At 71.4% G+C, this 13,834-nt stretch carries 16 protein-coding genes; 5 read left to right on the forward strand and 11 right to left on the reverse strand.

Features of this window, described 5'->3' with window-relative positions; all coding sequences use genetic code 11:
• Positions 1 to 32: 32 nt before the first annotated feature.
• Positions 33 to 926, forward strand: coding sequence for an alpha/beta fold hydrolase (locus B4N89_RS10095; RefSeq protein ID WP_078975549.1), 894 nt, complete (start codon positions 33 to 35; stop codon positions 924 to 926).
• Positions 927 to 1,013: 87 nt separating this feature from the next.
• Here B4N89_RS10095 and B4N89_RS10100 read toward each other — a convergent pair whose 3' ends face one another.
• From B4N89_RS10100 to B4N89_RS10110, 3 genes are all read right to left on the reverse strand, one after another.
• Positions 1,014 to 1,442, reverse strand: a complete 429-nt coding sequence (locus B4N89_RS10100) for a universal stress protein (protein WP_143657918.1) — start codon at positions 1,440 to 1,442, stop codon at positions 1,014 to 1,016.
• 23 nt (positions 1,443 to 1,465) lie between these two features.
• Positions 1,466 to 2,659, reverse strand: a complete 1,194-nt coding sequence (locus tag B4N89_RS10105) for an MFS transporter (protein WP_235618908.1) — start codon at positions 2,657 to 2,659, stop codon at positions 1,466 to 1,468.
• Between the two features lie 190 nt (positions 2,660 to 2,849).
• Positions 2,850 to 3,731: an NYN domain-containing protein gene (locus B4N89_RS10110; RefSeq protein WP_235618909.1), complete on the reverse strand. Its 882-nt coding sequence runs from the start codon at positions 3,729 to 3,731 to the stop codon at positions 2,850 to 2,852.
• Positions 3,732 to 4,258: 527 nt separating this feature from the next.
• Between B4N89_RS10110 and B4N89_RS49720 the strand changes: the two genes are divergently transcribed.
• Positions 4,259 to 4,429: a hypothetical protein gene (locus B4N89_RS49720; RefSeq protein ID WP_160161407.1), complete on the forward strand. Its 171-nt coding sequence runs from the start codon at positions 4,259 to 4,261 to the stop codon at positions 4,427 to 4,429.
• A gap of 92 nt (positions 4,430 to 4,521) precedes the next feature.
• On the opposite strand, the gene B4N89_RS10115 is transcribed toward B4N89_RS49720, so the two are convergent.
• From B4N89_RS10115 to B4N89_RS10135, 5 genes are all read right to left on the reverse strand, one after another.
• Positions 4,522 to 5,151, reverse strand: coding sequence for an MBL fold metallo-hydrolase (locus tag B4N89_RS10115; protein ID WP_078975553.1), 630 nt, complete (start codon positions 5,149 to 5,151; stop codon positions 4,522 to 4,524).
• The gene (locus B4N89_RS10120) at positions 5,151 to 6,236 is read right to left on the reverse strand and encodes an S-(hydroxymethyl)mycothiol dehydrogenase (protein ID WP_078975554.1); all 1,086 of its coding nucleotides are present in this window, start codon (positions 6,234 to 6,236) and stop codon (positions 5,151 to 5,153) included. The genes B4N89_RS10115 and B4N89_RS10120 overlap by 1 nt, the downstream gene beginning before the upstream one ends.
• 43 nt (positions 6,237 to 6,279) lie before the next feature.
• Positions 6,280 to 6,894, reverse strand: coding sequence for a MarC family protein (locus tag B4N89_RS10125; protein ID WP_078975555.1), 615 nt, complete (start codon positions 6,892 to 6,894; stop codon positions 6,280 to 6,282).
• Positions 6,891 to 7,739 carry a PHP domain-containing protein gene (locus B4N89_RS10130; protein ID WP_078975556.1) on the reverse strand — a complete coding sequence of 283 codons (849 nt, stop codon included), beginning with the start codon at positions 7,737 to 7,739 and terminating at the stop codon, positions 6,891 to 6,893. The genes B4N89_RS10125 and B4N89_RS10130 overlap by 4 nt, the downstream gene beginning before the upstream one ends.
• 89 nt (positions 7,740 to 7,828) lie before the next feature.
• The gene (locus B4N89_RS10135) at positions 7,829 to 8,464 is read right to left on the reverse strand and encodes a DUF6758 family protein (protein WP_078975557.1); all 636 of its coding nucleotides are present in this window, start codon (positions 8,462 to 8,464) and stop codon (positions 7,829 to 7,831) included.
• A 276-nt stretch (positions 8,465 to 8,740) separates the two neighbouring features.
• Between B4N89_RS10135 and B4N89_RS10140 the strand changes: the two genes are divergently transcribed.
• Together B4N89_RS10140 and B4N89_RS10145 are read left to right on the forward strand one after the other, a co-directional pair.
• Positions 8,741 to 9,142: an NUDIX hydrolase gene (locus B4N89_RS10140; protein WP_078975558.1), complete on the forward strand. Its 402-nt coding sequence runs from the start codon at positions 8,741 to 8,743 to the stop codon at positions 9,140 to 9,142.
• Positions 9,139 to 10,050, forward strand: a complete 912-nt coding sequence (locus tag B4N89_RS10145; protein ID WP_078975559.1) for a ribokinase — start codon at positions 9,139 to 9,141, stop codon at positions 10,048 to 10,050. Before B4N89_RS10140 ends, B4N89_RS10145 begins: the two co-directional genes overlap by 4 nt.
• Before the next feature lie 107 nt (positions 10,051 to 10,157).
• On the opposite strand, the gene B4N89_RS10150 is transcribed toward B4N89_RS10145, so the two are convergent.
• From B4N89_RS10150 to B4N89_RS10155, 3 genes are all read right to left on the reverse strand, one after another.
• Positions 10,158 to 10,664 carry a MaoC family dehydratase gene (locus B4N89_RS10150; protein WP_078975560.1) on the reverse strand — a complete coding sequence of 169 codons (507 nt, stop codon included), beginning with the start codon at positions 10,662 to 10,664 and terminating at the stop codon, positions 10,158 to 10,160.
• A 41-nt stretch (positions 10,665 to 10,705) separates the two neighbouring features.
• On the reverse strand, positions 10,706 to 11,557 hold the full coding sequence (locus B4N89_RS53335) for a Scr1 family TA system antitoxin-like transcriptional regulator (RefSeq protein WP_414646412.1): 852 nt from the start codon (positions 11,555 to 11,557) through the stop codon (positions 10,706 to 10,708).
• A gap of 88 nt (positions 11,558 to 11,645) precedes the next feature.
• Positions 11,646 to 12,254 carry a suppressor of fused domain protein gene (locus tag B4N89_RS10155; RefSeq protein ID WP_078975561.1) on the reverse strand — a complete coding sequence of 203 codons (609 nt, stop codon included), beginning with the start codon at positions 12,252 to 12,254 and terminating at the stop codon, positions 11,646 to 11,648.
• Between the two features lie 489 nt (positions 12,255 to 12,743).
• Between B4N89_RS10155 and corA the strand changes: the two genes are divergently transcribed.
• Complete coding sequence (corA, locus tag B4N89_RS10160; RefSeq protein WP_078975562.1) at positions 12,744 to 13,820, forward strand: magnesium/cobalt transporter CorA; 1,077 nt, start codon at positions 12,744 to 12,746, stop codon at positions 13,818 to 13,820.
• The last annotated feature ends 14 nt before the right edge of the window (positions 13,821 to 13,834 follow it).

The following is a 13,834-nucleotide window of genomic DNA, read 5'->3' on the forward strand; positions in this document are numbered from 1 at the left end:
CGTCGTACCTGCGGGTAAGTAGGCTCGACGGCGTGAGTACGCCACGCTTTTTGACCTTGCCCGGGACCGTCCGCTCCCGTCGCCTGGCGACCGGGCGCGGACGATTCGCCGTCCTGGAGTCCACTCCGCCGGCCGCCGGGCCCAGGCCCGGCACCGCCGTGCTCGTGCCCGGGTTCACCGGCAGCAAGGAGGACTTCATCGCGCTCGGCGAGCCGCTGGCCGGGCGCGGCTTCCACACGGTGGCCGTGGACCAGCGCGGACAGTACGAGACCGAGGGCCCGGACGACCCGGCGGCGTACACCCGCGACGCGCTGGTGGAGGACGTGCTCGCGATCGCGGACGTGGTGGCCCCGGGCGAGCCGATTCACCTGGTGGGGCACTCCTACGGCGGCCTGGTGTGCCGGTCGGTGGCGCTGCGCGCGCCGGAGCGGCTGGCCTCGCTGACCCTGATGAGCACCGGCCCGGCGGCGATCTGCCCGCCCGAGATCGAGCGGCTGCTGCTGCTGGAGGACGTGCTGCCGGTGCTCACCCGCCAGGAGGTGTGGGAGGCGATGCAGGCGGTCGAACTGGAGGCCGGCCTGCTCCCGCCCGCCGATCCGGCGATCGCCGCGTTCCTGCGCACCCGCTGGCTGGGCACCGTCCCGACGGGCCTGCTGGCCATGGCCGAACAACTGCGCTCCGAGCCCGACCTGGTCGCCGATCTCGCCGCGGTCGTCGCCGCCGGCCTGCCCGCGCTGGTGGTCTCCGGCGTCGAGGACTACGCCTGGCCGATCCCGTGGCAGGCCGAGATGGCCGCGCGCCTGGGCGTCCCCCACGTGGTGATCCCGGACACCCACCACTCCCCGAACGTGGAGGCCCCGGACGCCACCGCGACGACCTTGGCGGACTTCTGGACGAACGCCGCGGTGTACCCGGATCGGGTCTGATTCGTCGCCCGGAAGGGTTGATCCCGATCCGGGAACGGTCGAGCCCGGACGCCGGCCTTCGGCATCCGGGCCCTGTGGAGTGTGCGATCAGGGGATCAGCAGCACCGGGCAGACGGAGCGGTGCGCGACCGTGTCGCTGACGCTGCCGAGGAAGAGACTGGCCACACCGCCGTGTCGGCGGGAGCCCAGGATCAGCAGGTCGGCGTCGAAGGCGCGGGCCTGGTCGAGGACCGCGTTCGGCACGTCGCCGCGCACGGTTTCCTCGGTCCATCCCTCGACGTTGGTGACGCCGGCCGCCTTGAGCGTGTCGACGGCGCCGGTGACCACCTTGACCGCGGCGTCGGCGGTCTCGTCCTCGACCACGCCGCCGACACCTCCGCCGTCCACCAGGTCCAGGGTCTGCACGTGCAGGACGCGGACGGCCGCGCCGAGCGCGCCGGCCAGTCGGGCGGTGTGCGCCAGGACGTCGTCGGCCTCGGGGGTGGAGTCGACGGCGACCAGAATGCGCTCGTACATGTCGTGCACTTCCTTCTATCGGTTCAGGCGGTGGCCGGAACGGGCCGGGGGGTGTTCAGCGGTGCCGCGTCGGCGGCGGTGTCGGTGTCGCGGTGATCGACCCCGGCGAGCAGTCGGCGGGCGCCGAACAGCACGGCGGCGGCGACCACGCAGGCCGCGCCGGCGACCAGGAACGGCACGTGCACGTTGAAGTGCTCCTCCAACTTGGGCGCCAGGAACGGCGCCGCCGCGGCGGCGAACCAGCGGACGAAGTTGTACCCCGCGCTCGCCACGGGTCGCGGCGAGTCCGATACCTCGAGCGCCAATTCGGTGAACACCGTGTTGTTTATACCGATGAAGGCGCCTGAAACGATGACACCGGTCACAACGACCGAGGTGGAGCCGTACGCGAGCACTCCCAGGTCCGCGGCGAACAGCAGCAGACTCGCGGCGGCCACGTTCGCCGAGCCGAACCGGGCCTGGAGTCGCGGGGCGACCAGGACCGAGCAGACGGCGAGCAGGACACCCCACGCGAAGAACACCGCGCCGCTGCGGTACGGGCTCATGTCGAGCACGAACGGGGTGAACGCGAGCACCGTGAAGAAGCCGTAGTTGTAGAAGAAGGCACCGGCCGCGGTGGTCGCCAGACCCCTGTGCCCGAGCGCCTTGAGCGGATCGAGCAGACCGATCCTGTGGGCGGGCCTGGGTTGTTCCTTCAGCAGCCCGACGATCAGCGCGAAGCCGATCGCCATCAGCGCGGCGGTGCCGTAGAACGGGTAGCGCCAACTGGCGTCGCCGAGCACCGCGCCGAGCAGCGGGCCGCAGGCCATGCCTAGCCCGAGCGCGGATTCGTAGAGCAGGATCGCCGCAGCCGAACCACCGCTCGCCGCACCGACGATGACGGCGAGGGACGTGGACACGAACAGCGCGTTGCCCAGCCCCCAGCCGGCCCGGAAGCCGACCAGTTCGCCGACCGAGTCCGAGGTGCCGGCGAGGCCGGCGAAGATCACCACGAGGGCGAGGCCGAGCAGCAGCGTGCGTCGCCCGCCGATCCGGCTGGAGACGAATCCGGTCACCAGCATGGCCACCGCGGTGATCAGGAAGTAGCTGGTGAACAGCAGCGAGACCTGGCTCGGCGAGGCGTCCAGCCCCTTGGCGATCGAGGGCAGGATCGGATCGACCAGCCCGATCCCCATGAACGCCACGACGGCGGCGAACGCGGTGGCCCACACGGACATGGGCTGTTTGAGGATTCCGGGCTTCCGGGCGGTGTGGTCGGCCTGGGCTTCGCCCCGGGTCGGCGCGCCTTCGGGATGGGACCGCATCCGAGACCTCCGAACAATGTTTGTTAGCTCAGCTAATAAATGTAGCTTACACCTATCTGGTCGACAAGAGGCACTCCGGAGAGCCGGCGAAGGCGAATCGGGTTCAGGACTCCGCGGATTCCGCGCCGGAGAGGCCGAATTCGTGGTTGAGGCGGTCCCAGAAACCGTTGCGCAGGGCGCGACGCAGGTCCTCGTGCGGGCGCAGCGAGTACTGGAGGACGCTCTCGGCGTCCACGAGCAGGCCGCGGTCGATGGCCTGGGGCAACATCGGACCGGGCATCAGGTCGGCCAGGTTCTCCCGGCCGCGCACCACCAGCCAGCGCTCGGCGATCTCCTGGCCGATCCGCCACGCCTGTTCGGCGGTCGGCGGGCCGCCGGGCCGCATGATCGGCACGCCGGCGTGCGACGGCGGCAACATCACCGGCGTCACGCACGTCTCGCAGAACTCGCGGTGCAGCATTCGGGTGACGTCGGCCTCCCACACCAGCGGGTCGGCCTGGTTGGTGCCGTACGCGGGCTCGACGCCCCACAGGTGCACCCGCACGCCGTAGGACTGGGCCGCCTCGACCGCCGAGACCAGGTCCTCGTCGCCGCTGATCACCACCGCGTCGTCGATCGCGTGGTTGCGGGCCAGCGATTCGAGGTCGCTGCGGATCAGCGAGTCGACGCCCTTTTGCTGGTTGTGCGCGTTGAGGTTGCCCAGTCGTACCTTCACATCGGGGAGTTCGGCGATCTGGCGCTGCTCCACGGTGTGCACCCGTTCGCGCGCGCCGTCGTACCAGTACACCCGCAGCAGGCGACCCTCCGGGAACACCCGGCGGGCCTCGTCGATCAGGCCGGTGATCAACTGCTCCGCGTCCACCCGGAAGGCCCGGCGTTCGGCCGAGCCGGCGACGAGCAGGCCCATCGCCGCGTACACGTAGCCGACATCGACGAACAGCGCGTGGGTCCCGAAGTGCAGGGGCGGCGAAACGGATCGCACCAGGACGGCCGGTCGGGTGAACGGTTCGGTCAACTCCGCCAGTGCTCCGGGGGCGCCCTCGAAGCCCGCGACCGGGTGGTCCTCCAGCGGACCGCCGTGCTCGGCGCCGAGGTCCTCGCCGGATTCGTGCACCACGGCGCCGAAGGCGGCCGTCGCGCCCGTCCGGACGTCGTCCTCTCCCGGATCGTGCAAAATCTCGTCCTCCCGCGGCGGCCGGGTGCCCGGCGCCTGGATGCGTGTCGATGTGTTCAGACCGCATTGTCCTATGCCGGCCGCCGTCGCGTCCTCGCTTGCCTCACGTGCGATGTCGCGTCATGCGTCACGTGTAAGCCATCGGATGTCAGGAAAGGAACATTTCAGTCATGGGAATGCTATCGAGGTGACCGCTGTTGTTCAGTGCGGTGCCGGTTGTGACCTCTGCCGGGTCTTACCCGATCCTCACGGATCCCGGCACCCATCCTTGTGAGCGGGGCTGTCGGCATGACCGTGTCGCCCCGCGCAACTTCGGACCGGAGGGAAGGGAGACGCACATGCGTTACCGAATCACCAACCTCAGCCGAGCCCAGGAATCGACCGGGTCCAACCCGGCCAACTGCGCCGTCGTCGACATCGACACCGTACAGGCGGCCCTGAAACGGGCCGAGGCCTACGGTGAGCGCCTGTACATCCGCCCCGTGAAGACGGCGGCGGACGCGGGCTGATTTTCGACTGAGGCTGAATCGAGGGCGCTCCCCCGTTCGGGGAGCGCCCTCGTCTCGTATCCGGATGCGATCGGATCGCGGTCCCGGCCGGCTCAGTGCCCCCGGGTCACCCACGCGTCGTAGTCCGTCGCCTCCGCGCCGATCGTCGTCTCGTCGCCGTGGCCGGTGAGCACGCGCGTGCCCTCGGGCAGGCCGAGCAGGCGACCCTTGATCGACTCCAGGATCACCGGGAACGACGAGAACGAGCGCCCCGTGGCGCCGGGACCGCCCTTGAACAGCGTGTCGCCGGAGAAGAGCACGCCCAGGTCCGGGGCGTACAGGCAGACCGCGCCCGGCGCGTGGCCCGGGGTGTGCAGCACCCGCAGGTCCAGGCCCGCGACGGGGATCACCTCGCCGTCGGCCAGGTCGACGTCCGGCGCGCGGTCGGGATACACCGCGTCCCACAACATCCGGTCGCTCGGGTGCAGATGGATCGGCGCGCCGGTGCGTTCGGCCAACTCGGCGGCGGCGTTGATGTGATCGTTGTGGCCGTGGGTGAGCACGATGCCGGTCACCGTGCGGTCGCCCACGCGCGCGACGATGGCCGCCGCGTCGTGTGCGGCATCGACCACCACCACCTCGCGGTCGTCGCCGACGATCCACACGTTGTTGTCCACGTCGAAGTCCTGGCCGTCGAGCGAGAACACGCCCGAGGTGACCACGTGGTCGATGCCGCCGGCCATCAGAGGATCACCACCGAGCGCAGCACGTCGCCGTGGTGCATCTTCTCGAACGCGGCCTCGACGTCGGCCAGGGTGATCCGCTCGCTGACGAACGCGTCCAGGTCGAAGCGACCCTGGCGGTACAGGTCGATCAGCATCGGGAAGTCGCGCGAGGGCAGGCAGTCGCCGTACCAGGACGACTTGAGCGCACCGCCGCGGCCGAACACGTCGAGCAGGGGCAGTTCGAGCGTCATGTCCGGGGTGGGCACGCCCACCAGGACCACGGTGCCGGCCAGGTCGCGGGCGTAGAACGCCTGCTTGTAGGTCTCCGGGCGGCCGACCGCGTCGATCACCACGTCGGCGCCGAAGCCGCCGGTGAGTTCGCGGATCGCCTCCACCGGGTCGCCCGACCTCGAGTTCACCGTGTGCGTGGCGCCGGCCCGGCGGGCCCACTCCAGCTTGCGGTCGTCGAGGTCGACGGCGATGATCCGCGCCGCGCCGGCGAGCCGGGCACCGGCGATGGCCGCGTCGCCGACGCCGCCGCAGCCGATCACCGCGACCGTGTCGCCGCGGCCGACGTTGCCGGTGTTCACCGCCGCGCCCAGGCCCGCCATCACACCGCAGCCGAGCAGGCCGGCCGCGGCCGGGTCCGCCTCGGGGTCGACCTTGGTGCACTGTCCGGCGGCGACCAGGGTCAGTTCGGCGAACGCGCCGATCCCGAGCGCGGGGCTCAGCTCGGTACCGTCCTCCAGGGTCATCTTTTGCGTGGCGTTGTGCGTGGCGAAGCAGTACTGCGGACGGCCGCGCCGACACGCGCGGCAATCGCCGCACACCGCACGCCAGTTCAGGATGACGAAGTCGCCGACAGCCACCTCCGTGACGCCCTCGCCGACCGACTCGACGATGCCGGCGGCCTCGTGGCCGAGCAGGTACGGGTAGTCGTCACCGATGCCGCCCTCGCGATAGTGCAGGTCCGTGTGGCAGACGCCGCACGCCTGCACCTTCACCCGCGCCTCGCCCGGACCCGGGTCCGGCACCACGATGGTCTCGATCGAGACCGGTGCGCCCTTGGCGCGTGCGACGACGCCGCGTACCGACTTGCTCATGTCCTCCGCCTCTCCCCAACCACCGGCTGCTGCGCTTCGCACCCTATGGCTTCGCCTCGATGAAACCCCGGACCCCGTCCGCGCACAGCTGTACCGCGATCGCCGACAGCAGCAGGCCCGAGAGCCGGGTCACCAAAACCACACCGCTCTCCTTGATGATCTTGATGATGCCGAGCGAGAAGCGCATGGTCAGCCACAACACGACGTGGATCGCCACGATCGCGGTCCACACACCGAGGTACTGACCGGCGCCGTGCGCCTTTTGCACGCTGACGATCGCGGCCACGATCGCGCCGGGGCCGGCCAGGAGGGGTGTGCCGAGGGGCACCAGGGCGACGTTGACGTCCTTGTTCTCGGTCGGCTCCTCGGCCTTGCCGGTGAGCAACGACAGTGCCACCAGCAGCAGGAGCAGACCCCCGGACACCTTGAGCGCCGGGATCGACACGTGCAGGTAGTCGAGGATCTTTTGGCCGAACAACCCGAAGAGGGAGATCACGCAGAACGCGACGGTGGCCGCCTGCCAGGCCATGCGCTTGCGCACGGCCTGCGGTCGGCCACCGGTGAAGCTCAGGTACAGCGGGATGATGCCCGGCGGGTCCATGATCACGAAGAGGGTGACGAAGGACGAGCCGAAGAGTGTGACGTCGAACCAGTTCATGGGGTGAGGGGTCTTGCTCCTGTCGCCAGTTCCGCGATCGCCCCGTACGACTCTGGATCTGTGGTGTTTTCTCCGAGATTGATCGTTTTGCGGGTGCCATGGTAGTCACTCGAACCGGTGGGGATCAGCCGCAGCTCGCCGGCGAGACCGCGCAGGTGTGCCCGCATCGTGTCGTCGTGGTCCATGTGGTCCACCTCGATCCCGGCCAGACCCGCCTCGGCCAGCTCGGCGATCGTCGCGTCGGAGACGGTGCGCCCGCGCGTGACCGCGCCCGGATGGGCGAACACCGCGACCCCGCCCGCGCCGGTGATCAGCCGCACCGCGTCGGCGGCGCCGATCTCGTACTTGCCCACGAACGCCCGTCCGCCGTCCTTGAGCCACTCGGGGGTGAACGCGGCGGACACGTCCGCGACCACGCCCGCCTCGACCAGGGCGGTGGCCACGTGCGGCCGGCCCACCGCACCGCCGCCCGCGATCTCCCGCACCCGCTCCCAGGTGATCGGCGCGCCCAGTTCCCGGCAGCGCGCCACCATCGCCTCGGCCCGACGGACCCGGTCGGTGCGGACCAGCTCGCGCGCTCGGGCGAACTCCGGTTCGGCGGGGTCGAAAAGGTAGCCCAGCATGTGCAGACTGATCCCGCCCTCGGCCACGCAGGAGATCTCCGCGCCGCGTACCAGGGTCAGCCCGTCGGGCAGCGCCTCGGCCGCGGCCGCCCAGCCCGCGGTGGTGTCGTGGTCGGTGAGCGCGACCACGTCCAAGCCGGCCGCCCGGGCCTTGCGGACCAGGTCGGCGGGCGCGTCGGTGCCGTCGGAAGCGGTGCTGTGGGTGTGCAGGTCGATACGCACGCGGACCTCGTCTGCGGGAGGGTCGATGGACGCTCCCGACCCTAGCCGGCCCGATCGACGGGCCCGAGCGGCCCCGGGTCCGCCGGTGGTCAGCAGTCCAGCAGTTGCGGGGACAGCGCCCCGCACGGCAGCAGCTGCAACTCGGCCCCGGCGTCGCGCAGATCGGTGAGGACGACGTCGTCGTAGACCAGATGCCCCGCCTTGCCCGGCCACAGGATCGCCCACAACCACAGGCCCATCGCCTCGCCCGCGTACACCGCGCGGTCGGCCGGCGCGTCGGTCACGCACCACAGCGGGGTCGGCCGACCGGCCGCCATCACCTTCGCGGGCGCGGACTTGACGAAGTCGCCGCCCGGATCGTGACCGGGCAATCCGGCGTAGCGGGCGCCGAGTCCGACCCCCAGCTCCTCGGCCACCAGCACCAGTTCGCCGCGTCCGCCCAGCGGCGCGGGCCCGGTACAGGCGACCGCGACCGCGCGGGAGCCGCCGCGATCGTCACCCGCGTGGGCGACCCCGGTGTACAGCCAGCCGACCGGCAGCGGCCAGGGCAACCAGACCGGCACGCGGGAGCGGCGCACCACCGCGTCCAACGCCTCGACACTGGGCGGCACGACGGGTTGCAGCGGAGGCACCGCGCCATGGATCTCGCATTCCCACGTCTCCGAGAACAGACCCGGAGCGCGGACCCGGCCGCCGCAGCGGGGGCAGCTCGGCTCGCCCTTCATAGGACAAGACGGTCCACTGCCCGAGGCTTCGCGTCAAGGACGATCACTCCTTCGGTGCGTCGGCGACGGGCCGACCGGCGTACGACCCGACCGCGGCGCGCCGGGCGCCCGCGTCCTCGCGCCGCCCGAGACCGCGCGGGCGGCTCGCAATGCCGCGCCGGCCGCGCCCCCGGCGCTCCGCCGCACGTCCGGCGGGTGGAACCGGGTGCGGTCGGGCGGATCCCGGTGGGCGCGGCCTCGCCTGGATCCGCCGCACTGGGACTAGGCTCGGGAGGCATGCGGCTCATTCCCTGCGTCGGTGCGATCGTCCTGGACTCGGAGGGACGGGTGCTGCTGGTGCGACGCGCGAAAATGCCGGGCGAGGGGCAGTGGTCGCTGCCCGGCGGGCGGGTCGAGGAGGGTGAGACCGACGCGGTCGCGCTGGCCCGGGAGATGATCGAGGAGACCGGGCTCGAGGTGACCGTGGGACCGCTGGTCGGCTCGGTGTTGCGACCGGCGCCCGACGGCGGCGTCTACGAGATTCGCGACTACGCCTGTACCCCACACGGCGGCACCCTGCGCGCGGGGGACGACGCCGACGCGGTGCGCTGGATCGCCGCCGGCGACCTGGGCCGACTCGACCTCGTCGACGGCCTCCTCGACGCGCTGCGCGAGTGGAACGTCCCGGGGGTGGCATGAGCGGCCCCGCGCGCTTGCTGGTGGTCGGCTCGATCAACGCCGACCTGGTGGTCCGGGTGCCGGCGCACCCCCGCCCGGGCGAGACGGTCCTCGGCGGCGACCTGGCGGTGCACCCGGGCGGCAAGGGCGCCAATCAGGCGGTGGCGGCGGCCCGGCTGGGCGCCGACGTGGCGCTGGCCGCGCGCGTGGGCGACGACGACCACGGCCGCGTGTTGCTCGCGACGCTGCGCCGGGAGGGCGTGCGTACCGAGGCGATGCGCACCTCGCCCGGCTCCTCGGGCGTGGCGCTGATCACGGTCGACGACGCGGGCGAGAACACGATCACCGTGGCTCCCGGAGCCAACGCCCGCTTCGGGCCGGAGGATGTGGCCGACCTGGTCCCGGCGATCGAGGCCGCCGCGGTGGTCTCGCTGCAATTGGAGATCCCCCTCGACACGGTCCGGACGGTGATCGAACGCTGCGCGGCGGCGCACACCCGGGTGGTGCTGAACCCGTCGCCGGCCGTGTCGAGGCACGTACTGGTCTCCGGGGCACTGCTCGGGGCGTGCGACCCGCTGGTCCTCAACGAGCACGAGGCGACCACGATCGCGGGCGAGGGCGACGCCCGCGAGGCGCTGAAGGTGTTGCGGGCACTCGGCCCGAGCCCACGCTCGATCGTGCTCACCTTGGGCCCTGCCGGCGCGCTGATCACCGAGGCCGGCGCGGAACCGCTGCACATCGCCGCGCCGGCGGTGACCGCCGTCGACACCACGGGCGCGGGCGACGCCTTCACCGGCGCACTGGCCTGGCGCCTGGCCGCCGGCGACGACCTGCCCACCGCCACCCGGTACGCGGTCCGCACAGGCGCGGCCGCGGTCCGCCGCGCGGGCGCCCAGTCCTCCTACCCCACACCCGACGAACTGCCGTAGGGCGTTCGTCCGTCCATCCGCGTGGAACGGGTGGGCCGCGCGTCGTGCTCCGACGCGCGGCCCACCCGTACTTGGTTCCGGAGCGGCAAAGCCCCCTCGGCCCCGCTTCAGCCCTCGATCAGCTCGGGCCGTCCGGGCTGCTCACCGCCGCGCTTGTCGCCGTAGCTCTCCTTGGGCACCATGACCTTGCGCTTGAACACACACACGAGCGTGCCGTCCTGCTTGTAGCCCTTGGTCTCCACGTAGACGACACCCCGGTCGTCCTTGGACTTCGACTCCCACTTGTCCAGCACGAGGGTCTGCCCGTAGAGGGTGTCCCCGTGGAACGTGGGCGCCACGTGTCGCAGGGACTCGATCTCCAGGTTGGCGATCGCCTTGCCCGAGACATCCGGCACCGACATACCGAGCAGCAGCGAGTAGATGTAATTGCCCACCACCACATTCCGCCCGAAATCGGTGGTCTTCTCGGCGTAGTTGGCATCCATGTGCAGCGGGTGGTGATTCATGGTGAGCAGACAGAACAGGTGATCGTCGTACTCGGTCACGGTCTTCCCGGGCCAGTGCTTGTAGATCGCACCGACCTCGAACTCCTCGTAGTAGCGGCCGAACTGCATCTCGGTCCCCTCTCGCCTGGCAACCCATCGAACAGGACACATCACGTCGAACGATCGTCGACCCCGAGTCGGGTACCCGCCCCTGAGAGGTCGGGTGGCGACGGGACGACGAGCACATCGACGAACGGCTTCGAGAATAGGGAGCCCACCACCCCACGCAGTAGGGGCCGCCCGGTGACGTGGGTCATGGACGAACGGGACGAATGCGCGTAGGAGGAATCCGCCGCCGCGACCTCGCCGACAGCGCGGGTCCGGCCTGCTCGCGCCACATCGGCCGCCCGGCCGCCGGCAACGCCGCCCGGTGATCCTCCGTGGGTGAAGGGGCCTGCGGCAGCGGAGTACAAACCCGACCCCAGGCCGAGCACCTGAAGCTCCACGTTCGGCCGGTTGCTCTGCCCAATCAGGTGGAGAAGCCGGCCCTTGCGAACCGAAGGCGATGCGACACCGTGAAGCAACGCCGCCTCGCCGATGACCGCCCACAGCTGTGAGCGGAACCTCGTGCGGACGTCCCGGAAAGCGAAGCCGTTCGACGCGTGCCCCGACGGAGAGGAGACGTGCGCACGATGACATACCGATTCGGGTGGACACGCAGCGCTCCGCGAACTCGCAAACCGCCGATCCTGCCCAGGACGAGTGGCTGAGCCGGTTGGTCCGGGAGTGGGTCGACGGTCCGATGCCCAACGCCGAATCACTCCCAGCGCCCTCGTCCATACGACCGCGCCGGTCGTGGCGGTTGCCGGCACGGCTTCGCGCGTTGCGGCCGGGCCGGTGGCTCGCGCCGTAAGCATCGGAAGCGCGAGACCGTGCCCATCGGAGGCGACCGTGCTCCGATCGACACCGCACGACGGAGCCGGTCGTGCGCCAGGCACCCCTTCGCCGGCGGCCCGACACATCGCCCGGCCGTCCCGGTCCCGCCCGGCGTGCGGTTCCAGCACGTCCGAGGGCGGGATCGGCGGCCGGACGGCCGACCCCCGCGCGCCCTCAACCCAGCGGGACCGCGCGGCGGTTGGGGTCGCGGAGGTCGGTGGCGTGGTGGAGCCATTTCTCCTGGAGGGCCTCCGCGCCCTGGGCGCGTTTCCAGGCGGCCTCGGCGGGGGTCATCGGGAGCAGGGGGAAGAAGCGGACCGGGTCGGCGGGGGGCGGCAGCGGCAGGTCGGCGACCAGGCCGCCGGGTTCGGCCACCAGGACCGCGTGGAACGCGCCGCCCTCCCACAGCGGGCCGCCCAGGTCGAGTGCCGCGCCGGGGGCGATCACCAGGCCCTCCACCTGCGGGGTCGCGCCGAGCACGGCCAGCGGGCGCAGCACCGAGTCGCGGCCGCCGCGCACCGAGAGCACCAGTTCCGCGCGCGGGCCCGCGACCGGATCGGCGAGCGCCGCCGCCGGATCGGCCATCGGCGCCCGGGACATGCCCACCGTCGCGTACCGGACCACACCCTCGGCGTCGGGACCGAAGCGCAGCACCTCGATGCGATCGGCCCCCACGAACGTGACGCCGGCCCGGCCGGTCGGCGCGCCGAAGGTCGCCGTCAAATGCGCCTCGACCTGCGAAGTGGGGTCGACCGGCTCGGGTCCCGGCGTGAAGTCGAACATGCCCGCATGCTAATTCGCCGTCAGGAGCCGCACGAGCCAAGGCCGTCGCGGCCGTGGGCGGGGGCGCTCTGGTGTACTCTGCATAGTCGGCCCGCAGGACGTACGACGTCCGCGCGCCATCGGATGACGGATGCGTCCTCGCCCGACCCGCCCGGTCGGCGCCCGAGGACTTCCCCCAGCGGGGACCGGCCGTGGGAGGTGATCGTGGTGCATACCAGCACACCGTGCAGTACCGGCGGCTCACCCGATCTTCCCCGATCCAGTCGCACGCCCCGCCCTTTCTGAGGGTTTCCGAGACCTTCCCCGGATTCCGACCGTCCGCTCGTGGCGGCCCGGTTCCCGTTCTCCGAATGTCCTCCGTGACGGGGCGTCAGGATCTTTTGCCGTTCTTTCGGTGATTCGTTCCGCTTGCACGTGTCGACGCTCCCCTCGGCCTGCCCGCCGCGGTGGTTCCGCGTCGGCGTGTGCCGGTCATCCCAGGAGCCCGTCATGTCGATGATCCGCGACCTCCGCGCCGCAGTCCGCCCGTACCGCCGCACCCCGCTGCCGTCGAGCACGCCCGTGGCGACCGGGAACTGTGTGGTGGACTGTGCCGTGTATCGCGACGGCCATCGCCTGGACGGCTACGCGAACCCCGACTCGGCGATCCACGAGGTGCGCCGGGGCGGCGGCTTCGTCTGGATCGGCCTGCACGAGCCCAGCGCGCTCGAACTGTCCGGTATCGCCGAACGGTTCGGCCTGCACCCGCTCGCCGTGGAGGACGCCGTACACGCGCATCAGCGGCCCAAGCTGGAGCGCTACGACGACACCCTGTTCGCCGTGTTCAAGACGGTCACCTACGTCGAGCACGAACAGCTCTCCGCGACCAGCGAGATCGTCGAGACCGGCGAGATCATGGTCTTCCTCGGCAACGACTTCGTGGTCACCGTGCGGCACGGCCGGCACGGCGCGCTCGGCGATCTGCGCTGTCGCCTGGAGGACGGCGGCGAACTGCTCGCCGCGGGTCCCTCGGCGGTGCTGCACGCGGTCGCCGACCGGGTGGTGGACACCTACCTCGACGTCGCCCAGCTCATCCAGGACGACATCGACCAGGTCGAGAACGACGTGTTCGGCGGCGGTGGCGCGGGCGACGCGGGGCGGATCTACCAGCTCAAGCGCGAACTGCTCGAACTCAAGCGCGCGGTCGCCCCGCTCGCCCGCCCGCTGCACGCGCTCGCCGAGCGGCCGATGCGCCAGGTGCACCCCGACATCCGCGAGTACTTCCGCGACGTCGAGGACCACCTGTCCCGGGTCGGCGAACAGGTGGCGTCGTTCGACGAGTTGCTGACCTCGATCCTCCAGGCCAACCTCGCGCAGGTGACCGTCGCGCAGAACGAGGACATGCGCAAGATCTCGGCCTGGGTGGCGATCTTCGCCGTGCCCACGATGCTCGCCGGGGTGTACGGGATGAACTTCGAGCACATGCCCGAGCTGAAGTGGCGGTACGGCTACCCGATGACGCTGTCGGTGATCGCGGTCGTGTGCACGCTCATGCACCGGGGCTTCCGCCGCAACGGCTGGTTGTAGCGGGCGCGGTCGGC

The organism is Embleya scabrispora (assembly GCF_002024165.1).
In the GTDB taxonomy this organism is placed as follows: Bacteria; Actinomycetota; Actinomycetes; order Streptomycetales; family Streptomycetaceae; genus Embleya; species Embleya scabrispora_A.